Source organism: Peribacillus butanolivorans, assembly GCF_001273755.1.
In the GTDB taxonomy this organism is placed as follows: Bacteria; Bacillota; Bacilli; order Bacillales; family DSM-1321; genus Peribacillus; species Peribacillus butanolivorans.
This window is the reverse complement of the sequence record NZ_LGYA01000007.1, coordinates 1-23,680: the sequence shown is the minus strand read 5'-3', so window position 1 is coordinate 23,680 and position 23,680 is coordinate 1. Positions and strand designations below refer to the sequence as shown.

At 39.6% G+C, this 23,680-nt stretch carries 14 protein-coding genes and 3 riboswitches; of the genes, 12 read left to right on the top strand and 2 right to left on the bottom strand.

What is annotated here, in order from left to right:
• The first annotated feature begins 21 nt into the window (after positions 1 to 21).
• The 5 genes from AKG34_RS25200 to essA all read left to right on the top strand — a co-directional run bounded on the left by AKG34_RS25200 (position 22) and on the right by essA (position 9,574).
• Positions 22 to 261 carry an ESX secretion system protein YukD gene (locus tag AKG34_RS25200; protein WP_053348965.1) on the top strand — a complete coding sequence of 80 codons (240 nt, stop codon included), beginning with the start codon at positions 22 to 24 and terminating at the stop codon, positions 259 to 261.
• A gap of 71 nt (positions 262 to 332) precedes the next feature.
• Positions 333 to 1,676 carry a type VII secretion protein EssB gene (gene essB / locus AKG34_RS25195; RefSeq protein ID WP_053348910.1) on the top strand — a complete coding sequence of 448 codons (1,344 nt, stop codon included), beginning with the start codon at positions 333 to 335 and terminating at the stop codon, positions 1,674 to 1,676.
• 33 nt (positions 1,677 to 1,709) lie between these two features.
• The gene (gene essC / locus AKG34_RS25190; protein WP_053348909.1) at positions 1,710 to 6,161 is read left to right on the top strand and encodes a type VII secretion protein EssC; all 4,452 of its coding nucleotides are present in this window, start codon (positions 1,710 to 1,712) and stop codon (positions 6,159 to 6,161) included.
• Positions 6,162 to 6,180: 19 nt separating this feature from the next.
• Positions 6,181 to 9,108 (top strand): type VII secretion protein EsaA, encoded by a 2,928-nt coding sequence (esaA, locus tag AKG34_RS25185; RefSeq protein ID WP_053348908.1) that lies wholly within the window; start codon positions 6,181 to 6,183, stop codon positions 9,106 to 9,108.
• Positions 9,095 to 9,574 (top strand): type VII secretion protein EssA, encoded by a 480-nt coding sequence (gene essA / locus AKG34_RS25180; protein WP_053348907.1) that lies wholly within the window; start codon positions 9,095 to 9,097, stop codon positions 9,572 to 9,574. Before esaA ends, essA begins: the two co-directional genes overlap by 14 nt.
• Positions 9,575 to 9,930: 356 nt before the next feature.
• Here the strand turns inward: essA and AKG34_RS25175 are convergent, their stop codons facing one another.
• Together AKG34_RS25175 and AKG34_RS25170 are read right to left on the bottom strand one after the other, a co-directional pair.
• The gene (locus AKG34_RS25175) at positions 9,931 to 10,881 is read right to left on the bottom strand and encodes an ABC transporter substrate-binding protein (protein WP_053348906.1); all 951 of its coding nucleotides are present in this window, start codon (positions 10,879 to 10,881) and stop codon (positions 9,931 to 9,933) included.
• Positions 10,882 to 10,884: 3 nt separating this feature from the next.
• Positions 10,885 to 11,391 carry a cobalamin adenosyltransferase family protein gene (locus AKG34_RS25170; RefSeq protein ID WP_236695049.1) on the bottom strand — a complete coding sequence of 169 codons (507 nt, stop codon included), beginning with the start codon at positions 11,389 to 11,391 and terminating at the stop codon, positions 10,885 to 10,887.
• Between the two features lie 198 nt (positions 11,392 to 11,589).
• A riboswitch (cobalamin riboswitch) is annotated at positions 11,590 to 11,809 on the bottom strand.
• A gap of 201 nt (positions 11,810 to 12,010) precedes the next feature.
• Here AKG34_RS25170 and AKG34_RS25165 point away from each other — a divergent pair.
• From AKG34_RS25165 to ptsG, 7 genes are all read left to right on the top strand, one after another.
• Complete coding sequence (locus AKG34_RS25165) at positions 12,011 to 12,967, top strand: AAA family ATPase (protein ID WP_053348904.1); 957 nt, start codon at positions 12,011 to 12,013, stop codon at positions 12,965 to 12,967.
• On the top strand, positions 12,967 to 14,163 hold the full coding sequence (locus AKG34_RS25160) for a DUF58 domain-containing protein (RefSeq protein ID WP_053348903.1): 1,197 nt from the start codon (positions 12,967 to 12,969) through the stop codon (positions 14,161 to 14,163). Before AKG34_RS25165 ends, AKG34_RS25160 begins: the two co-directional genes overlap by 1 nt.
• Positions 14,160 to 16,364, top strand: coding sequence for a DUF4129 domain-containing transglutaminase family protein (locus AKG34_RS25155; protein WP_053348902.1), 2,205 nt, complete (start codon positions 14,160 to 14,162; stop codon positions 16,362 to 16,364). Before AKG34_RS25160 ends, AKG34_RS25155 begins: the two co-directional genes overlap by 4 nt.
• A 26-nt stretch (positions 16,365 to 16,390) precedes the next feature.
• Positions 16,391 to 16,492, top strand: a riboswitch (purine riboswitch).
• Between the two features lie 178 nt (positions 16,493 to 16,670).
• Complete coding sequence (gene guaA, locus AKG34_RS25150; protein WP_162878880.1) at positions 16,671 to 18,191, top strand: glutamine-hydrolyzing GMP synthase; 1,521 nt, start codon at positions 16,671 to 16,673, stop codon at positions 18,189 to 18,191.
• A gap of 280 nt (positions 18,192 to 18,471) precedes the next feature.
• A riboswitch (purine riboswitch) is annotated at positions 18,472 to 18,573 on the top strand.
• 107 nt (positions 18,574 to 18,680) lie between these two features.
• On the top strand, positions 18,681 to 20,012 hold the full coding sequence (locus AKG34_RS25145; RefSeq protein ID WP_053348900.1) for an NCS2 family permease: 1,332 nt from the start codon (positions 18,681 to 18,683) through the stop codon (positions 20,010 to 20,012).
• 147 nt (positions 20,013 to 20,159) lie between these two features.
• Positions 20,160 to 21,002, top strand: coding sequence for a glucose PTS transporter transcription antiterminator GlcT (glcT, locus tag AKG34_RS25140; protein ID WP_053348899.1), 843 nt, complete (start codon positions 20,160 to 20,162; stop codon positions 21,000 to 21,002).
• Positions 21,003 to 21,217: 215 nt separating this feature from the next.
• A complete protein-coding gene (gene ptsG, locus AKG34_RS25135; RefSeq protein ID WP_053348898.1) occupies positions 21,218 to 23,287 on the top strand; it encodes a glucose-specific PTS transporter subunit IIBC in 2,070 nt (689 codons plus the stop codon).
• The last annotated feature ends 393 nt before the right edge of the window (positions 23,288 to 23,680 follow it).

Here is a 23,680-nt window from a genome sequence, read left to right as displayed (position 1 = left end):
GCTTTAAAAGAGGTGATTTCCATTTATATTCAATTAACAATTGATTTAAAAAGGTATACGGGTGAAGTATTTGACTTGCAAGTGTCGAATTACCGTTCAATCAAGAAAGTTGTGGAGATTGTCTGGCAGGTAAAAAATATAGCTTGTACACCAAAGGAAGGGTATTGGGTACGAGTCCAGAATAAAGAGTTCGTTTGTTCCGGGTATGACACATTACTTGATAGTGGAATTACGACAGGAGACCGGCTAGAGATCCTATAGTGTGGTTAAGTGTGGACTGGATATAGGAAAAAAGTCTAAAGCCCTTTAGCAGGGGTAAAGGAGTACATAGAATGGATGAGAATAAATCATCATATTTGGAGAAACGAACAGAAGCTGTAATGAAGAAGGATGATAATGGGTATGTGTTTGTTTTCCAACGAGCTAAACTATTGATGCAGAACCCATTGGAATTACAGCTAATTCATGAGGTGGATGATGCTCTCCAGAAACATATTGACGTAACAGAGGACGAGGTGCAGGTAAGGGTAATTCTACCAGCCTCTTTTTTTGCTTTTTCTAAGGCAAATAATAAAAATCTGATAGGACGATGGTTATCGTCCTATCAGATTGTAAAGAAAATTAGAAATCATGAATTAACGCGTTTGCAACTAGTAGTCTGTCCAGAAAATATAGTGTTTGACCCAAGTTTGGCCCCTTATTTTCTCCATTATGGAGTAAAAGACAGTCTACCTCCTTATGAGGAAATTCAAGATCAGTTATTTCAAGAAACAAAGGCAACAATCGCAACACTTGTGGATGGGCAGTATACATTTGAACAGTATCTGCTTTACTATAAAACCCTTAAACTATCGAAGGAATCACAGAGTATAGTAACAGCAGAGACTTGGGATGAACTGGGTTTGCTTATTCAAAGTCAGATAGATGCTTTAGAGAGCGAAGAAAAAACATTTGTTCATATCCCTGAGAAAAAGTGGAAAATAGAACGTTATACACTTTGGGGAACTGTGATTGCTATAGTTCCGCTGCTGTTCTTTACGATTTACACATTATTCTTTTCCCACCCAAGGCAGGAAGCATATGTGGAAAGCGGGGAAAGTTTTTTAAAACAAAAATACAGTGAAGTCATTGACCGCTTGGAAAATTACAATCCGAAAAGTATGCCGTATGTCGTTCAATATGAACTGGCGAAGTCCTACGTCACTTATGAACCGTTGAAGGGAGTTGCAAGGAAAAATGTGGAAAATGCAATCACTTTGCAGACTGATAGTCAGTATCTCTTATATTGGATTTATATAGGCAGGGGCATGACCGAGGATGCGATCGATTTGGCGAGAATCATGGAGGATCGCGAATTGATTATGTACGGTTTGGTCAACCAGAAAGAAGAAATTAAGTTAGACGATAAACTTTCTGGAGAAGAAAGAGAGTCGCGAATTAAAGAAGTCGATAATGAGCTGACACAATATGAAAAAGAAAAAAAGGAATTGGATAAGCAAATGAAGGAGGTCGAGGAACAGAAAAATCAGGACCAGCAAAATGTAGTGGAACCAGAAGCTAAACCGACTGTAACAGAGGGAGAGAAAAAAGAGCCTGCCTCAGAAGGAAAAGAAGAAAGTAAGGAATCATCGGAAAAATCATCTGAAGAAAAAGAAAAAGAGAAAAGCAAAGAGTGAGCGTTTACAGGCCTTTTGCGGGGGTGAGATTTAATGAGTTTATTATGGATTTATTTTAAGGATACATACCAATCCTATACAATCAAGGATATTCATGCTGGTCCAATCACAATTGGATCATCACATCAGGACACGATTACCGTTTACTCTATTCCTTTCGACCAAGGCCATATTGAGCTGAGGAAACATGAAGAGCTTGATGAATATGAGGTTTATAGAGGAGACAAAAAGATTGGGGATGTAAAGCCGTTCCAGTCTTTTACTTTCCATGAGGGTTTAGAAGCAGTTGAGATATTTTACGTGGCAGGGGAATTGGAAGAAAGCCTCTATTATATTGGCAATTCGAAAGAAATTTCTTTATCAGCCAAAGCGGGAGCGACTATCCGTAAAGAAGGATTGGATTCTGAAAATGCCTTTTCCATTGTCCTTCGTCAAGGGCAGTGGCTGCTCATACCAAATGATGGACGTCTTTTTCTGAATGGCGAAAAAGTAAATAATACGGTTGCTATTCAAAATGGCGATTTGATTTGCTGGCCAAATATGGTGCTGAGGTTACTTGAAGGCGACTTATTGATGATTAATAGTGCGGATAGTTATGAAACATCCTTATCTAAAATATTGCAACCAATCTCCGAAATGAAGAAAAGCTATCCACAGTATCGACGGACACCAAGGATGATCTATGAATTGCCGGATGAGAAAGTGACGATATCATTTCCAAGCCAAGAATCGGAAGATAATAATCGAGGGTTATGGCTAATTCTTATGCCTCCGTTAATGATGCTGATTGTCATGGGGGTCATCACACTTATTCAGCCAAGGGGAATTTTCATCATCATATCGATTGTGATGTTCACAACAACTTTAGTTACCTCGACGGTGCAATATTTTAAAGACAAAAAGAAGCAAAAGTTCAGAGCTGAAAAACGTCAACGTGTGTATACACGCTATCTGGAGCAAAAGAGAGAAGAGTTACAAGAGCTTTCTGAACAGCAAAAGAAAGTGTTGCTCTATCATTATCCTTCTTTTGAAAAAATGAAGCGTCTAACTGATAACATTAGCCACCGAATTTGGGAGCGGACATTAGAAAGTGAAGACTCCCTCCACTTTAAGATTGGGACGGCGACGATACCATCGAGTTATGAGGTGGCGGTAAATAGCAACGATATGTCAAATCGGGATATAGATGATTTACTTGAGCAGTCTCAGGAACTTGTGGATATTTACAAAAACCTGGATGACCTTCCGTTAACCATTGATTTATCAAGCGGCTCTATGGGCCTTGTAGGAAAGGAATCCATTGTCAAACGGGAGCTGCAACAGCTGATTGGCCAACTGGCTTTCTTTCACAGCTATCATGATGTTCGATTTGTGGCGATTTTCCCGGAACAGGATTACCGAGAATGGGAATGGATGAAATGGCTCCCTCATTTTCAACTGCCACATGCATATGCCAAAGGCTTTATTTATAATGAGCAATCACGTGACCAGCTTTTGTCTTCGATTTATCAGCTTCTTAGGGAAAGAGATTTGGATGAGAACAAAGGGAAAGTAAGGTTTACTCCTCATTTTGTTTTTATTGTCACGGATCGAACTTTAATTTCTGAGCATGTCATTCTAGAATATTTAGAAGGTAAAGCAGACCATTTAGGTATTTCAACGATTTTTGCTGCGGATGCAAAAGAGAGTTTGACAGAGAATGTCCATACGCTTGTGAAGTATATAAATGATCGTGACGGTGAGATTCTCATTCAGCAAACGAAGGCGGTTCATACTCCTTTTACCCTCGATAAGCATACAAAAGAAGGAAATGAGCGTTATGCCCGCTTGCTTAGGTCGCTTGATCATCAAAAAGGCATGAACAATTCGATTCCAGAAACGGTATCATTCCTAGAATTGCTGAAAGCGCGAGAGGTGGGAGAGTTGCCTATCAGTCAAAACTGGCTGACCAATCAATCCTCCAAATCTTTGGCGGTGCCAATTGGATTAAAAGGAAAAACTGATAGGGTCGAATTGAACTTACATGAAAAGGCACATGGGCCTCATGGTTTGGTAGCTGGGACAACTGGTTCAGGGAAAAGTGAATTACTGCAGACCTATATCCTGTCGTTAGCCGTTCACTATCATCCCCATGAAGTTGCGTTTTTGCTTATTGACTATAAAGGTGGGGGGATGGCACAGCCCTTTAAGCAGATTCCTCATTTACTTGGGGTTATCACAAATATTGAAGGAAGCAAAAACTTCAGTGCCCGGGCGCTTGCCTCAATCAATAGCGAGTTGAAGAAACGCCAGCGCCTGTTTGACCGGTACGAGGTCAATCATATCAACGATTACACGTATTTATATAAAGAAGGGAAAGCAGATGAGCCGCTGCCGCATTTATTTTTAATATCAGATGAGTTTGCCGAACTAAAAAACGAAGAACCTGATTTCATCCGTGAATTAGTTAGTACGGCACGAATTGGACGGAGCTTAGGTGTTCACTTAATCTTGGCTACCCAAAAGCCGGGCGGTGTCATTGATAACCAGATTTGGAGTAATGCCCGTTTTAAAATTTCCTTAAAGGTGCAGGATGCCAATGATAGTAAGGAAATTTTGAAAAATAGCGATGCAGCAAATATTACCGTCACCGGTCGGGGATATTTGCAGGTAGGAAATAATGAGGTGTACGAACTGTTTCAGTCAGCTTGGAGCGGAGCCCCTTATTTAGAGGATACCGTTGGATCTGAGGATGAAGTGGCTTTCGTCACAGACCTTGGCCTTGTTCAAATCTCAAATGTAGCAGAACACATTACTAATAAGAGGAAAGAAAAGATTAGTGAAATTGAAGCCGTTGCGGATGAAATTGTAAAGACGCAGGAAGAAATGAAGATTGAGAAGTTGGCAAGTCCGTGGCTTCCGCCGCTAATGGAGCGTCTATCGAGAAATGACGAAAGAGGCCTTACGAAAAATCAGTTCCATCTAGGGATGAAAGATGAGCCTGAATTGCAGAGTCAGACAAATTACATCTATAACTGGATTGAGGATGGAAATATTGGGATTTTTGGCTCTTCCGGATACGGAAAGTCAACCACTATTTTGACGCTTCTCTTTAGTTTTGCAGATCAGTTCAACCCTGAAGAACTTCATTATTACATTTTTGATTTTGGAAACAGTGCTTTACTCCCGCTGCGACAGTTGCCTCATACAGGAGATTACTTCCGGTTTGATGAGATGAGGAAAACTGAAAAATTCATGTTATTTATGAAGGCGGAATTGGAAAGAAGGAAACAGCTTTTTTCAGAAAGAGAGCTTAGTAATATAAAACTTTATAACACGTTAACAGAGGAAAAATTGCCGATTATTTATATCATAGTTGACAATTTTGACTTAGTGAAGGATGAAATGCATGATCAGGAAGCGCAGTTCATTCAGTTTGCGCGTGATGGACAATCACTTGGGATATTCATGATTTTGACGGCGACGAGAATCAATGCCATCCGCCAGCCATTAATGAACAGTTTAAAAACGAAGATCGTCCATTATTTAATGGACAGTTCTGAACAATATTCAGTCTTGGGTAGAACACCTTATGAAAATGAGCCAGTACCGGGGCGGGCGTTGGTAAAAAAAGACCAAACATATTTGATGCAGGTCTATTTACCAGCCGACGGCGATGATGATATAGCCGTTTTGGAAAAAATGAAACATGTTGTGGCTGAGCATAAGGATAAATACAAGGAACTAGAAAAGCCACCGGCTATTCCAATGCTGCCAACACGTCTAGATTTGGCCAGCTTCAAGGCATACTACCCACAAGTAATACAGAAGGATTCCATTCCAATTGGGCTTTCAGAGGAAAGCGTCACGCCTGTTTGTGTGGATTTGAATTCGAATCCATTCCTGCTAGTCATCGGACAGTCGCGTAAAGGGAAAACAAATGTCCTTAAAGTACTCTTAGAATCGTTGCTGACTCAGTCTGTTGGGGAAATTGGTTTATTTGACGGAGTTGATCGTGGTCTCTCTCCATATGCTGCCAAGGAGAAGGTACGTTATGTAGAGACAAAAGATCAAATAACTGATTGGCTCGATCATATCAATGAAATCTTTGAGGATCGTGAACGCCAATATCTAGCAGCTTTGGAACGGAAACCAATGAAACAGCTTGAATTCCCATCTATTATTTTTGTCATAGATAGCATTTCAAGGATTCAACAAACGATTGACAGCAGAATCCAGGACAGGTTGAGTGGTTTTATGAAACAGTACAGTCATCTCGGCTTTTGTCTAATTGTGGCTGGCAACGCCAACGACTTCACCAAGGGGTATGATTCGTTGACGACCGAATTGAAACAAATCAGACAGGCTGTCTTGCTTCTGAAAAAATCAGAGCAAAGCTTGTATACGCTCTCCTATTCTAGAAAAGAAGATGAAATTCAGCCTGGTTACGGTTACTTTGTGCTGAATGGAAGGGAAAGTAAAGTTCAAATTCCACTAAGTGAATAAAGAAGGAGTGTGCAAGACAGTGTCTGAAAAAATAAGACCGATGCTATTAATCGGTAAAATATTGATAATCTTGGCTTTACCAATCCTGTTTTTCTCTTATATTGGACAAAATCCAATGAAAAAAACAGAAACGGCTTCTCGTGAAATAGCTATTGTCAATGAAGATGATGGTACGGAGTATAACAAAAATCCAATTTATGTCGGTTCAGAGCTTGTGACTACCTTGGACAAGGATTCAGAATATGATTGGTATGTGGTCAACAGAAGTACAGCGGAGAGCGGCCTTGCAAATAAAAAATATGATGCCGTTATTTATTTCCCTTCCGATTTTTCAAAGAATATTTACACGTTTGATGATGAACAGCCAGTCAAAGCTGGTATTAAGTATAAAGTCCAAACGAGCTTGAATGCGGAAAATATGGAAAAAGTGCAAAAGGAATTAGAGAAGACAAAGAACAAAATAAATAAACATATATCCACACAGTATTGGAGCTATGTTTCCCAATCGGTCGAGGACATCCGCAAGAAGTTCGATAATGTCCTTGCGAAAGAAATTACTTTTCAAAACACGATGTACGAATTTTATACCCCAAGCTCGGAAAGCCTTGCTGGGGAAATTAAACAACATAAGGATATGCTTGAAGGAGTTTTTTCCCAAACCAAGGATGCTGGGAAAACGACTAATGAAACATTAGGTGAAATAGGAAACACAAAAGCTCAAATGGCTTCCTTCTTGGAGGATGTTGTATCATTTGAGGAATATCAAAAAGCTCAGAGTAATCTTTTTATGCAGGCATCCACCCAAAATCAACAACTTATAAAAGAGAGTATTCAAGCGTATGATACGGCGATGAATGAGGGAGCCCAGACGGTACCAGAGATTCAGAAGGGGATGAATACGAAATACAGTCTAAATGACCAAGGCATTAATGAGAATGTTGAGGTTATGCAGGAGAAACTTAAGACTAGTAATGATGAATTGGAAGAGTTTTCTACCAATGTGAAAGACAAACAAGTAGAACAAATCACGAAAATTACAGGAGATCAACAAAGCTCAATTGAACAATTTAAACAATCAGAAGAAGCGGGTCTCGATACCCTTCAGGCTACCTTGTTAGAGCAACGCAGAAATCTTGCAAGTAGTTCTGGTGATGGTGGTGTAATTGGAGAAGGTACTACCCCGATAGAAGATATTGAAACAGAAACGGGAAAAGGTGAATCAGATGCTGCTCCTTCAAAGAAGGAACCAATAGATGAACTCTCGCTTCAGGGACTGCTAAACCAAATTAATAGCATTAACACCGCACTTGAAAGTTTGGTGCCGGCAGAGGGGAGTGAAGGGGCTTCAGAACAAATCAGCATTCTTACAGCAGACCTCCAAGCTGAAATCAACAGTCTTAGCGGAACAGTGAACAGCAGAACGGGAAATTATAATCAAGTCGTAACGGAGTTTAATCAACTGGTAGATTCATATAATAATTTGTTAGTACAGTTTACACAATTACAGGATGATTATAATAAACTGGGCACGAATTATAAGGATTTAGGTGACCAATGGCAAAAATCACAGGAGGATATCCAAAAGTTACAAAACATCCAGAGTATGACCATCGACGAGACCATTACTGAAATTAACAATCTGGAACAGGCCCTACTTGAAAAAGTAGGAGGAGAAAGACGAGCGGTGTTAGTGAAATTCTTTAATGATTCTATCACGAACCGTGATTCAGCAGCCCTCCTCGCCTATTATGGTTCACTTTCATCTTATACTGAACTGGCAGAAAGAGTTTCGGAAGCGAATTTAGATGAAGTATTTGCCGCCAATATAAAAGAATTAGAGAACTTAAAAGAAGGCGTTTCTGGAAACATCGATGAAGAAGCGAAACTTGTTAAAGCTAGTTTAGCAGGAGTTAATGAAAACTTTGGGATGTTCTCTGACTCCATTTTGGGTTATATAGATGAATATGATGCAAACGTCGAGTCTGGGCAGGAAGCTACATTAGCTGAATTGGCGGCTATTACAGAGAGGGCTCAAGAAGTGTCTGCTAATTTGACAGGAAATATTGAGGTTCCCGAAATAGAGGATGAACCTACAGGAAGCCTTAATGGTGAAATGTTTGTATCACTTCAAGACAATACGGCAACAACTGTCGGCTTCATTTCCGAACTTGTCAATTCTGTAGCAGAACGGCAGGACACTGTTGTGAATGATACAGCTGACCTGCAGACGAAAGTAGGGTCGGTTCAGGAAAGAGCGGACCAGCTTAATAATAATTGGTCCAAAAATGTAGAATCAACGGAAAAAATTAAGACGGATGTATATAGTGTCTTAAATAACACGCTCGTTGATGATCAGCAGAACGGGTATGTATACGAATATTTAGCGAATCCTGTTCAAATCAGCGGGGAAGTACTTCAAAAGGAAGAGGTTAAGATTCCACCAATCGTCATGTTGGTAATCATACTTATTTCGGGATTATTAATTGGTTTCTTCCTGCATCATTATGCAACAATTCCAATGATGGTGCATGCGGCGTTGTTTACTTTATTGAATCTGATAGTTGGCTTGATAATCAGCATGTATGGTTTGAAGATATATCCGCTTGGTGATATCCAGGCGATTAAATGGACCGTTTTCACTGTCCTACTTTTATTCTTCTGTTCAGCGTTTACTCGACTAGCCTTCTCCATTGGGCCGTTTGTAGGTGCTATCCTTGTAATTGGCTTGATCAGTTTCTTTACCATCCCATTACTAGATTTGATCATGCCTAATTTCAATGTGGACCATCCGGTGGCAGATGTATATATGTCTATTCAATTCGATAGTCAGTTGGCCTTTCTACCAGCTGTTGTTATCTTGAGCATACTCACGCTTATTGGGTCAATCATTCCATATTTAATGAAACGTTTTACAGAAAGAAGAGAAATGGCCTATGAAGCGGAATAAATATTTATTTCTAGCCTTGTTAATTTTATTCTTTAGCCAGCCAACCAATGGGCATGCAGAAGAGGAACCCATAGTGGAGCCGAATGAGTATCATGAAAAGAATATTGATATTCAAACGGAGTATTTTCATGAGGAAGAATTATTGAAACAGAAGCAAAGGCTGCCGGATGAACAAAAGGATCTTACTTTTGAAAGAGGGAAATATGATGTTTTAGACTCGACGAAGGACTCTCTGTTCCTTTCTCCTGTAACGGAGAACAATAATACAATTGCTTCGAAAGCAGAACAACTGGGATTATTTTCAGAAGTGAACATTCGAACGAGGAGCAATGAAGGAACAGAGTCTTCCGTTAGTATTGATTTGACGCTTTTGCTCGGTATCGTTTTAGCACTAGCTGTTATTTGTTTGTTTTTTATACTTATCCCGAAAATGGGGAAGCTGAATGAAGAAGTGAAACGAAAATAAAAATGGCCCGATTCCTGAAGAAAGTCAGAATCGGGCTTTTTTTGTTACATATCTAGAAAGGTTTTAAGAATCCCTAAAAGAAGGGCAACTGCTAAGACCCATATAAAGAATTTTTTATACATGATCATTACCTCGAATTTTTTATGATTAGATTGCATTCATTTTAGCATAAAGATGAAAGAAGAGCAGGTGGTTCGTTATTTGCAAAGGGAGACCTTAAAAGAGAAATATAAGGGATTAGCGATGGAGGGTGGCTGCTCCTGAAGAGTGTGTGGTTGTAGCGAAGGAGACTTCAGAGAAGCAGGGCAGAAAAAGGAAAGGATGCCCCAAGAACTTTGGAACATCCTTCTTTCGCATTATTTAAATAAGTCTGGATAAACGGTCTTTGCTGCGAGCTCTACAGCTTCACCAATCCTCGGTCCAGGACGTGACATAATATTTTCATCTAGTAGATAGACTTGATCATTTTTCACAGCGTTGATATCTTCCCAGCCTTTACGGGATTTAATTTCATCAACAGCATCATCTGCATAGGTAGCAGTTGTAATGATAGCATTAGGGTTTCGTTTGACAATTTCTTCATCTGAAACCTTAACCCAGCCTTTTTGGTCGGCAAAGATGTTTTCAATGCCTGCAGTTTTTAGAATTTCTTGTTGGAAGGTTTCCGATCCTGTTGTATAGATTTCTGGAGCTGGACTAATTTCAAAGTAAGTTTTTTCCTTTTCATCTAATGTTTCAATTTTTTCTTCAACACTTGTAATTTGGGTTTGGATATCTTTCACTAATTCTTCGCCTTTTTTAGTAACGCCCATGACATCAGCGATTTGCCCAATATCTCCATAAACATCATCAAAATTTGTCGCGGATTTTATAATGAATACTGGGATTCCAGCATCTTCAAGTGGCTTCAGCGTCGTTTCATCACCAATGGTATAAGCAATAACGGCATCTGGTTTTAAGGAAATAATTTTCTCTGCATTGATATTCACCGAGTCGGAAACATGTTCAATATCTTTTGCTTCCTCTGGATAATTATCGAAGTCGGTCACGCCAACGACCTTATCCCCCAGCCCTAGTTTAAATAAAATTTCTGTATTACTTGGTTGAAGTGAAACTACTGTTTCCGGAACTTTATCAAATTTTATTTTCTTTCCAGTATCATCGGTAACGGTATAGGCTTTGACTTCTTCTGTCTTATTAGTATCTTTCTTTTCCTTTGCCGTCTGGTCATCCGTTACTCCACATCCGGTAAGGAAAAGGGCAAGTATCAAGGTGGAAATCCAACTAAATCGTATGCTTCTCTTCATTATTTATTCCTCCGTTTTCTTCTTCATTGGTTTGGTTGGGTATGATTTACTGATAAAAGCAATCTCCTCAATACCATGTTGCTTATTGACGTAGACAGCCATCACGAATAGAACATTTGCAAGCAAATGGGCGTAATCAAAGAGAATTTCAGGGATTTCTCTTTCTAAACTAACCTTGTGTAAAGCACGGACCGACTTTTTGGCTTCACTACGGCAAGTATGCAGAACACAGGCGGCGGTTGACCCTTGCGGAAGCACGAATGTCTCAATATGCTCTTTAACTTCTACGACATAATGGTCGTAGATTGCACTTAGACGTTTCAGATCATTGTCGGTAATGGCCAATTTCCCACGGACTGAACCATTTAAATGATAAGTCATCGGCAACAATTCCATTAAATCTCGGTATACATCCGGAACATCCTTTGTAAGCGAGGCGGCCAAGCCAATTTGTGTCGTCAAAGAGTCGGTACGTATTTCATAATCGACGGTAGACACGGATTCGCGCATGTATGGATAGCATAAAAAACGAAAATCCTTCTTTGCCATAACTCTTCCTCCTCTTCATAGTTAGATGAATCACCTCGGTATCGCTTTTCTCAGTAAAAGAAAAAGCCGACCAAGGGCATTGGTCGGCATCAATCACCTATGTATCTGTAACAGAAAAAGATGGAAGATTGCCGTACAATCCTCCTATCTTCCGAAGAGCAGAATACGATAAAAAAGGCAGGTCTCCTGGCTCGTGCGTCATTTTACTCTAAGAACCTTCCCATTTGAACAGGATGAATGGTTATCGATGTGAATCTTTATCCTCAAACAGTGGTATTTATCTTATTTCATTAGCACTTACAGTTGCGGAAACAGCTTCGGTTTTACACCAAATTCCCTATTAAGCTGACAAGTCAGCACCTTTTTCTGCAAGGTTTATATTCACTTAGCAACAGTTTACCATACCTTTTTCCTAAAGCAGTATGAATATTTTTAGAGAAATTCGTTTATGGTTTGCGAATTATCTAGTAAACTTACAATGTAAGGTTTAATTGGATGTTAATGTAAAACGTATATCGAGTATAAAGAATATATAATAGGTGTTATATAAGAGTAATAGGGTAATTTCAGGAGGTAGAGAATGATTTATAAGCAGGTAAATCAAAAACTGGAAAAGATTTTAGGGAATATTGAAAAAGTGATTATTGGAAAACGAGATATAGCAGAACTGAGCATCGTGGCACTTCTTTCTGGGGGGCATGTTTTATTGGAGGATGTTCCTGGTGTAGGTAAGACTGTCATGGTCAGAGCACTGGCAAGATCGATAGGCGCAAACTTTAAGCGTATACAATTCACACCTGATTTACTACCTTCAGATGTAACGGGTGTTTCAATTTTCAATCCAAAGGAACAAGAATTTATTTTTAGACCAGGACCAATCATGGGCCATATTATTTTAGCCGATGAGATAAACCGGACATCGCCCAAAACACAATCTGCCTTGCTTGAAGCAATGGAAGAGGCAAGTGTGACGGTTGATGGGGTTACAAGGGGATTGGAGAAACCCTTTTTCGTTATGGCAACACAAAATCCCATTGAGTACGAAGGAACATACCCACTTCCCGAGGCGCAATTGGATCGTTTTCTATTAAAAATGAAAATGGGCTATCCGGGTGTGGACGAAGAAATTGAGGTTTTGCACCGAGCTCAATATGCCGCACCACTTGAAGAGTTAGAATCTGTTATTACTTTAGAGGAATTAATAGCTTTACAGGAAGAGGCTAAAGCAGTGATAGTGGATGACACGATAAAGCGGTATATTGTTAATTTGGCTAATCGATCTCGTACGCATGAGAGAGTATATTTAGGGGTGAGTCCACGTGGATCGATTGCATTGATGAAGGCGGCCCAAGCTTATGCACTTTTGCAGGGCAGAGATTATGTTCTACCGGATGATGTGCAATATTTAGTACCGTTCGTGTTTGCCCACAGACTTATCCTGAAGCCAGAAGCGAATTATGAGGGAGTGGATGCTGGCATGGTGATTCACGAGATTGTTGCGACGATTCAAGTGCCTGTGAAGAGAGCTGTGACCTAATGCGGAACTTGATTAGCATCTTAAAGGAAAACATGAGTGTGATTGGCTTGTTATTACTTATAGCGATTTCCTTTTCTTTTGCGATGTTTCAAGGCGGTTTTGTCAGTTGGTTTATTTTTTATACATTTTTGCCGTTCACTGTGTACTCTACGATTCTACTTTTTTATCCGATTAATAACATTATCGTTGAGAGAAAGGTCAGTAAAAGAGAATGCCGAGCAGGCGATTCTGTAGAAATAGCTTTAACTGTTACCCGTAAAAACAGGCTGCCTCTTTTATATTTGATGGTAGAGGAAGAGTTGCCGAAGGAATTGGAAAATAGGGGGATGCAAAGCAAAACACTTGTCTTTCCGGGTTTCAGGCATACCTTCAGTATGACATATACTTTGGACAATTTGCCACGGGGTGAGCATACATTTCAAACAATCCGTTTCAGGACAGGAGACTTTTTTGGCGTCTTTGAAAAGGAAGCGACATATAATTTACCTTTAAAAATCACTGTTTTCCCTTCATATCATGAGCTTACCTACAGAGATTTTGAGCGCGTATTCAATCAGGGACAAGTGGGATTGACAAAAAAAACACAGCGAGAACATTCAGTAGTGTCTGGCGTAAGAGAGTATCAGCCAGGTGATCAGTTGTCCTGGATTAACTGGAAGGCAACGGCTAAAACAAGTGAAATCATGACAAAGGAATTTGAAGTTCAGAAAAACCGTGATGTGTTTATCGTGCTTGATAATCAGGAATCGCTTTTCTTCGAAGAAGCAATTGTAATGACGGCTTCCTTTGTACATGTCATGTTAAAAAAAGGCATAGAGATTGGTTTCGCTAGTACGGGATCGAGGCAAATCTTACCGACTGGAGGAGGCAATAACCAGAAACGAAAGATTTTTTACCGCCTTGCTAAAGAAAAACCGAGTAGGATAACCACTTGGAACGGGATCATAAGGAAGGAAATTCTGCCGGCCAACGCAGCTGTGATTTTCATTGTCTCGGAATTAACATTAGAAAAGGTAGAAGTATTGAGTGCATTCCGCGCTAATCAAGGATTAACGTTGTTTTGTGTGAAAAACCCAGCAGACTTTACAGATGAGGAAAAAAAATCAAGATCCGCAGCAGTATCACGGGGAATAAAGGTTTGCTTTCTTGAACAGGGGTATCTGCAACACGACAGACGAGAGGTGATGATGAAATGAATGTTTCAACCCCCTTGTTGGAAAAGTGGATGCATGTTCTTCTGTATACCTTTGGTCTGTTGTTGATCACAGAATGGTTAAGGCCTGTTGAGAAACTCACGGATACAGGGAATATTGTTGTTTTTGTTCTGTTTGTGATTTTTTCCCTACTACTGCATTATTTCCACTTCCATTGGCTAATCCGCTGTACCCTCTTAAGTGTTTATATAATGATTTCAGTACAGTTTCTTCATTCGAAAACCGCTTTATTTGAATTTTCATGGTTTAAAGGCTATCTGCTTGATTTCACAGCCAATCTATCAAATATATACGATGGAAAATGGGAGTTACTTTCAAATCCATTTCGAACTTTTCTATTTTTCTTGCTTCTTTGGCTTGTGACATATTTGATTCATTACTGGGTGATGGTGAAGCAAAGTATCTTTTTCTTTTTTATGTTAACGGTGATTTTTATATCGATACTTGATACATTTACTCCCTATGATGGTGATAAGGCAATGATAAGAATCATCATTATTGGTTTTGCAATGCTCGGTCTGCTGGCCTTGATGCGTCTGTCCATTCAGGAGCAGCTTAGGTTTTCAAGGGCTCCTATCAAGAAATGGATCTTGATCCTTACGGGTATGATTGTGATAAGTGTCCTTTTCGGTTTTGGTGCCCCTAAGTTCTCTCCACAATGGCCGGATCCAGTTCCGTATATTACTTCTTATTCAGATAAAGTGATGAAAGAAGATAGTAGTTCCACAGACAAAAGGGTGGGGTATGATGAAGATGATTCGGAACTTGGCGGATCGATAGAGCCAGATAGTTCTATTGTCTTTTATAACAATGCTCCTGCAGGTCATTACTGGAAAGTGGAGAACAAAGATGTCTATACTGGAAAAGGATGGGTTTCCTTAGAGGGAATAGACTTTTTTACTTTTTCTAACGGCCAGGAAATGACTTCGTTAAATACTTACGATATTCCGGAGGTAGTAAAAGCAGATGAAATGTCAGCGAGAGTATCCATGATGGAATTGTATTCTCATATTCTTCATCCGCAGTCAGGTTATTTAAAAAAGGTCGAGGGTAAAAAAGGAAAAGAGTTCAAGTTTTATAAGGATATGGACAAAATCATATCCGAAAAGGAAGACGGCGAAAGCCTTCTATTGAAGGAATATGAAATGACCTACGATATGCCGAGGTTTGATATGGCTGAGCTAAGGAAGGTCACAGAGCCGGATGAAACGATGGGTGTCTTAATGGATAAAAATACTCAGCTTCCAGAGGGCTTACCTAATCGAATATATGAATTGGCATCGCAGCTTACAATTAATGAAACAAATTGGTACGATAAAGCGAAAGCCATTGAAAATTATTTTGATGGTCCAGATTTTGTTTATTCAAAGGATGATGTTGCGTATCCGGGGGCAAATCAAGATTATGTCGATCAATTTTTATTCGAGACCCAGATTGGATATTGCGACAACTATTCAACTGCAATGGTCGTCTTACTACGTGCCGCCAATATACCGGCTAGGTGGGTAAAGGGTTATACTGAAGGAGAAAAATCAATTTATAAGGGTGAATCCGTTTATAAGGTAACGAATAATAATGCTCATTCCTGGGTAGAAGTTTATTTTTCTGGAATTGGCTGGATTCCCTTTGAACCAACAAAGGGATTCACTGGAGAAGTTGAATTTTACAATTCGGACTTGAAACAGGATGATATAAAGAATTCGGAGACGGACACTCCAGCTAATGCAGAGCAGAAAAAGATGGAGACTAGTGAACGTCATGATACTCCTGATAAGGATACTCTAGCATCTAGAGACAGGTTTGTGGGAAGCCAGGAAGGAATCGTGAAATGGACTTCTATCACTCTCATAAGTTTGTTGATGCTTGTGACAATTGGTTATTTCTCTAGAAGGAAGTGGATTCCGCACCTGCAGATTCTCCGCTATAAAAAGAAATCTGGCTCTCATTTTACGACGGCCTATCTATTATTATTGAAACAATTAAAACGAGCTGGTTTAGCGCGTCCAGAAGGGCAAACGTTAAGGGAGTACGCCGCATATGTGGATGCAGTGTACGGTACAGATGAGATGCAGAAGTTGACAGCTCGTTACGAATTAATAATTTACCGTGGAGACGTTGAAAATGGCGAATGGGAGCACTTACAAATCGGTTGGGAAAGCTTAATGAAAAAAACTAGCTCTTGACCAGCTTTTTATTATATTGATACAATAACTTAAACTAATATATCCTTCATATATCCTCGATAATATGGATCGAAAGTTTCTACCGAATCACCGTAAATGATTTGACTATGAAGGCGGATTTTAACAGGAAAGCTGAAAATCTGCCTTCGTCTGTACTTTTTGTGTATTTTTGAGGGTGGATTTTTAGTTTTTCTTTTTTTATGATAATATTTTTTATAAGAAACTATCACTCGATTTTTTGGGTGAATTACATTGATAGAGGTGACGTTTGTGCCGGGGAAAACAGAATTGCAAAAAAACCAGGAAATGATCGTAGTACTTGATTTCGGAAGCCAATATAATCAATTGATTACTCGTCGTATTCGTGAATTTGGTGTGTACAGTGAGCTTCATCCTCATACAATTACAGCAGAAGAAATTCTAAAAATGAATCCAACTGGGATTATTTTTTCAGGCGGTCCGAACAGTGTGTATGATGCATCTGCATTTGGCTGCGATGAGCGCATTTTCGAATTAGGTCTGCCGATTTTTGGTATTTGTTATGGTATGCAGCTAATGACGAAACATTTTGGCGGAAAAGTGGAACCAGCTAAAAACCGTGAATACGGAAAAGCAACACTTGCCATTCAAAATGATTCTAAGTTATTCGGCGATCTGCCAAAAGAACAAATTGTCTGGATGAGCCATGGTGATTTAGTTGTCGAAACGCCTGAAGGTTTCACCATCGATGGAACGAACCCATCTTGCCCGATCTCAGCTATGAGTGATGAGTCACGTAAATTGTATGCAGTACAATTCCATCCAGAAGTACGTCATTCTGTATACGGAAATGATATTTTGAAAAATTTCGTATTTGGCGTTTGTGGTTGCAAAGGCGACTGGTCCATGGAAAACTTCATTGAAGTCGAAATGGAAAAAATCCGTCAAACGGTCGGGGATAAAAAAGTACTATGCGCCTTGAGCGGCGGAGTGGATTCATCCGTTGTTGCTGTATTGATCCATAAGGCAATTGGCGATCAGTTAACATGTATTTTCGTTGATCATGGATTATTGCGTAAAGGGGAAGCCGAAGGTGTAATGGAAACATTCAGTGAAGGCTTTAATATGAACGTAATAAAGGTCGATGCATCAGAGCGTTTCCTTTCGAAACTTGCTGGCGTTTCCGATCCGGAACAAAAACGGAAAATTATCGGTAATGAGTTCATCTACGTATTCGATGATGAAGCAACGAAGCTTGAAGGTATTGATTTCCTTGCACAAGGAACACTTTACACAGACATTATTGAAAGTGGTACGGCTACTGCACAAACAATTAAATCGCATCATAACGTTGGCGGTCTGCCGGAAGATATGCAATTTAAATTGATTGAGCCATTGAATACTTTATTCAAAGATGAAGTGCGTGCTCTTGGAAGCGAAATGGGGATTCCAGATGAAATCGTTTGGCGTCAGCCGTTCCCTGGTCCTGGTTTAGGTATTCGTGTATTAGGGGAAATATCGGATGAAAAACTTGAAATCGTTCGTGAATCTGATCATATCTTACGTGAAGAAATTAAAAAGAATGGTTTGGAACGTGAAATCTGGCAGTACTTCACGGTGCTTCCTAATATCCGTAGTGTAGGGGTCATGGGCGATGCTCGTACGTATGATTACACAATTGGTATTCGTGCGGTTACATCCATTGACGGAATGACTTCAGATTGGGCTAGAATTCCATGGGATGTACTTGAAATCATCTCAACAAGAATCGTTAATGAAGTAAACCACGTAAACCGCGTCGTGTATGACATTACGTCTAAGCCACCTGCAACAATCGAGTGGGAATAGAATAAAAACATCTGATCAGTGAAGGGTTTAACCTTCACTGATTTTTTTATTTAAGTTAAGTTGCTCCATTTATCCAGTTTTAGCATGATTCGTTTATTAAAATAGGTTTCCTAGATTAGTGAAAAAGGGGAAGGATAGGTTGAATGCTTACATTTTACGTATGTTTATGGGTGTATTATCATGATAATTAGGATAAAAAGCGAACATTGTCTAAAATTACATATAAAATATTCGTTTAAGATATTGACGATTATTTTTGTGACTGGTACACTATACCTATAATAATAAAAAACATAATTGTCGTATAATATTGGGGATATGGCCCAAAAGTTTCTACCAAGCTGCCGTTAACAGCTTGACTACGATGTGAATGAATTGGTGAGTTAGGGTAACTGCCACTTCTTTACATATTAGTAGTCAAGCCCGGTTCGGAAGCGAATGGGGCATTTTCCTTTTGGCTTACGATTCTATGATAGGGGAGACTCATTAATGAAGAATTACTTTCGGTTTAATGAACTGGGAACTAATTATCGTCGGGAAATACTGGGTGGTCTAACAACGTTCCTTTCTATGGCGTATATCCTGGTTGTAAACCCTGTGATGTTAACTTTACAAAGCATCGAGGACTACCCAGATGAATTAAGAATGGATTACGGAGCAGTTTTTGCCGCGACAGCCTTAGCCGCTGCGATAGGTTCAATACTGATGGGGCTCATAGCTAGGTATCCAATATCTCTTGCTCCAGGTATGGGCTTGAATGCATTCTTTGCTTTTACCGTTGTACTTGGTTTTGGAATACCATGGCAGACAGCTCTAACAGGAGTTTTGATCTCAGGGATAATCTTCGTTCTACTGTCTCTATCAGGAATACGAGAGAAAATTATTAATGCAATTCCAGTTGAATTGAAATATGCGGTTGGAGCGGGTATTGGTTTGTTCATTACCTTTGTAGGGTTCCAAAATGCAGGAATTATTACGAATGATGATAGCGTGCTTGTCGGTCTAGGTGACCTAACATCAGGAAATACTTTATTGGCTGTGTTCGGGATTGTCGTAACTGTTATATTAATGACAAAAGGCGTAAAAAGCGGCGTGTTCATAGGGATGGTCATTACGGCTATCGCAGGAATGATATTTGGACAAGTGCCGGTTCCAGATAAAATAATCGGGGCAGTTCCAAGCATTGCACCAACATTTGGAGTTGCATTTGATGCATTCGGAAATCCAGGTGAGCTATTCACTGGTCAAATGTTAATCGTTATTTTAACCTTCTTATTTGTAGCGTTCTTTGATACAGCTGGTACGTTAGTGGCTGTTGCTCAGCAAGCAGGTTTGATGAAGGATAATATTCTTCCGAGAGTAGGTAAAGGGTTGCTTGCTGATTCTCTATCCATAGTTTCAGGTGCAATTCTAGGAACATCAACTACAACATCTTATGTAGAGTCAACATCGGGTGTTGCTGCTGGTGCCCGAAGCGGTTTTGCAGCTGTGGTTACAGGTTTGCTATTTGTCCTATCCCTTTTCTTCTTCCCGCTTCTTTCCGTTGTGACATCAGCGGTAACTGCGCCAGCGTTGGTTATAGTGGGTGTATTAATGGCATCTTCACTTAAAAACATTGACTGGCATAAGTTTGAAGTGGCAGTACCAGCCTTCTTCACAGTTATCATGATGCCGATGACATATTCGATTGCAACAGGGATTGCTTGTGGTTTTATCTTTTATCCCATCACGATGTCAATGAAAGGGAGAGCGAAAGAAGTTCATCCAATTATGTGGGGTCTTGGAGTCGTCTTCCTTCTATACTTTATTTTCTTGAAGTAATAATAAGAGCAAGTGAGAGGGGGTCCCGTTTATGGGGCCCTTCTTTCATGTTGTAAGGGAAAGGTCAATTCGTGTATAGTAAAAGTACCAAGTATTTTATCCGGTATAGGACATATGGATGATTTTTCGAAAAAATGAGGGAGAATAATGAATGGTTTTATCGTTGAAAAGGTTTTGAACAATAACGTGGTGATTGCCACTCATTCGTCGTATGGTGAAGTCGTTTCAATTGGAAAGGGCTTAGGATTCAACCGAAAGAAAGGCGAAGAATTAAGTCCAGATCTTGCAGAGAAAACGTTTGTTTTAAAAAATGTGAAAGAACAGGAAAGCTACAAAAAGCTTTTGCCAAAGATTGATCAAAATCTGCAAGCAGCAATAATTGAATCCATTCATCTTATTAACAATCGAGTGTCAGGGAAACTTAATGAACATATACATGTCGGATTAACCGATCATTTACTGTTCGCCCTTCAGCGTGTTTCGCAAGGAATGACTATTAAAAACCCATTCTTAAAAGAAACGATAACCCTCTATCCTTTTGAACATGATATTGCAGTTGATGTCATTGACCTAATCGAAGATAAGACAGGTATAGGACTGCCACAAGGTGAAATTGGTTTTATTACGCTTCATATTCATAGTGCAATAGCGAATAAAGACCTCTCGGAAGTCAATCAGCACTCGCAACTAATTTATCATCTTATCCAAGTCGTTGAAGAACAGTTGGAAGTACAAATTAATAAGGATAGCGTTGATTATACGCGTCTGGTTCGTCATTTAAGATTCATGATAGACCGTGTAATGGCAGGGGAAGAGGTAGACGAACCTGAAAAAATCGCATTGCTATTGAAAGAAGAATATCCATTGTGTTACAATATTTCATGGAAGCTAATAAAAATTATGCAACAGAAATTAGGCAAACCGGTTTTTGATGCGGAAGCTGTCTATCTAACGATGCATATTCAACGATTGCAAAAGAAAATTAAATAAAAATACATTAACTTACGTGTTACTGATTCGATCAGGCATAAGTGAGGAGAATGATTGTTCTGAAAGAGGGTATTATATACCTGAATTTTCATTTCAATCCTATCTTTGCTTATGCCTTTTTTGTATTCCAAAATCAGACACATAAGAGGATGAATTCAGTCATTATAATGTAAACGTTTTTATTAGCCTAAAAACAGTATAGAGGAGGAAAGCCTATGTTTAAGAAGTTGTTTGGTGTTTTGCAAAAAATCGGAAAAGCTTTAATGCTTCCTGTGGCAATTTTGCCAGCGGCTGGAATTTTGCTCGCGTTTGGTAATGCATTGCAAAACGAAACTTTGTTGGATATCGCTCCGTTTCTTGCGAGTGGTGGAGTAGAAATGGTCGCATCGGTCATGGAGAATGCCGGAAATATTATTTTTGGGAATCTTCCGCTATTGTTTGCTGTGGGGGTCGCAATTGGGTTAGCTGGTGGAGATGGTGTTGCCGGGCTGGCAGCGATCATCGGGTTCTTGATAATGAATGTAACAATGGGAACGGTACTTGGAATTGATGCTGCTGACATTGAGAACAATGGTGCTGTGTATAGCAATGTTCTTGGAATTCCAACTTTGGGAACGGGCGTCTTCGGCGGTATTATTGTCGGTGTCATGGCTGCTATAATGTATAATAAATTTTATGAAATTGAACTTCCTTCTTATTTAGGATTCTTTGCCGGTAAACGTTTTGTACCCATTGTAACAGCTGCAAGCGCAGTTGTACTTGGGTTGTTGATGATTTTGATTTGGCCGACGATACAATCAGGGTTAAATGCATTTTCGGAAAATATGTTGGGTGCTAACCTAACTCTTGGAGCATTCGTGTTCGGAGTGGTAGAACGGGCGTTAATTCCATTTGGATTGCATCATATTTTCTATTCCCCATTCTGGTTTGAATTTGGCAGCTATATCCCTCAAGGTGGGGGGAATCCAGTCAGAGGGGACCAAGCCATCTTCATGGCTCAAATTAAAGATGGGGTACAGAATTTAACAGCTGGTACCTTCATGACTGGTAAATACCCATTCATGATGTTCGGGTTGCCAGCAGCCGCTTTAGCTATTTATCATGAGGCTCGACCAGAACGAAAGAAAATAGTCGGTGGCTTGATGGCTTCGGCTGCACTTACATCGTTCTTGACTGGGATTACAGAACCACTTGAATTTGCATTCTTATTTGTAGCACCGGTACTTTTCGGTATTCATTGTGTGTTTGCTGGTCTTTCTTTCATGACTATGCATTTACTAAATGTGAAAATCGGGATGACGTTCTCAGGTGGTTTAATAGACTACGTACTGTTCGGTTTGATTAATCCTCAAACGAATGCTTGGATTGTTATTCCGGTTGGATTAGTCTTTGCGCTTATCTATTACTTTGGATTCCGATTTGCGATTCGGAAGTTTAATCTTAAAACTCCTGGTCGTGAAGTGGAAGAAGAGGATGAAGAAGAAGGGGCTACAAGTACAGCTGGAAGTCTTCCTGGAGATATCTTGGATGCAATGGGCGGAAAAGAAAACATCGCTCACTTAGATGCATGTATCACCCGCCTGCGTGTGTCAGTAAATAACATTGATAACGTTGATAAAAATAGATTGAAGAAACTTGGTGCGGCAGGGGTACTAGAAGTAGGGAATAACATCCAGGCCATCTTCGGTCCTCGTTCTGAAACAATTAAAGGACAAATGAAAGATATAATTGATGGAAAAAGACCTCGTAAAGTTGAAGTGTCTCCTGAAAAGGGTGTAGAGGATCAAATTGAGGACACTGTTCCAAAACCATTACGGACAGATACTGGTTCTGAGGATTTTATTTCACCTATTAAAGGAGAAATCAAGCCGATTAGCGAAGTACCTGACGCGGTTTTTGCTGAAAAAATGATGGGTGACGGCTTTGCAATCGTACCGGTGGATGGATTAGTTGTTTCACCTGTAGATGGAACGATCGTTAATCTGTTCCCGACTAAACATGCAATAGGCATTGTTTCTGATGCGGGACGTGAAATCTTAATACATGTGGGAATAGATACAGTTAAATTAGAAGGTAAAGGCTTCGAAGCACTTGTCGCTCAAGGAGATAAGGTGACAAGCGGACAGCCATTACTTAAAGTGGATATTGAGTATGTCAAAAATAATGCCACTTCTATAATCACACCAATCGTCTTTACCAACCTTTCTGAAGGAGAAAGCGTGAAGATTGAAAAGAGCGGAAAAGTAGATAAAGAAGAAGCTAACATTATTTCTTTCAATAAATAAGGGTTATGAAACAGGGGGCAACAGTAATAAGTTGCCCCCTGTTTCAATTTATCCAGATTAACAGGATAAGTCTTTAAGGTTAAGATGAATGATAGGAGATAAAAACCCGATAGTTTAACCTATTTACCTATAAAGAATGATATGGATTTTCATTATATATAGAAGAAGATGAGAGTCAATGAAATAAAACGAAGAAATATCCAAAATTAAATTGACTTGTCTGTATGCAGGTGCTATTATATTAAATACACCGCTTGAGACAACGACGACAAGAAAGAAAAAAGATGAAACTTGTTGTTGACATGTTGTTTGAAAGGTGTTATGATAATAAAGTCGCTAACAGAGCAGCGATAAAATTGCTCTTTGAAAACTGAACAAAACAAAGCGCCAACG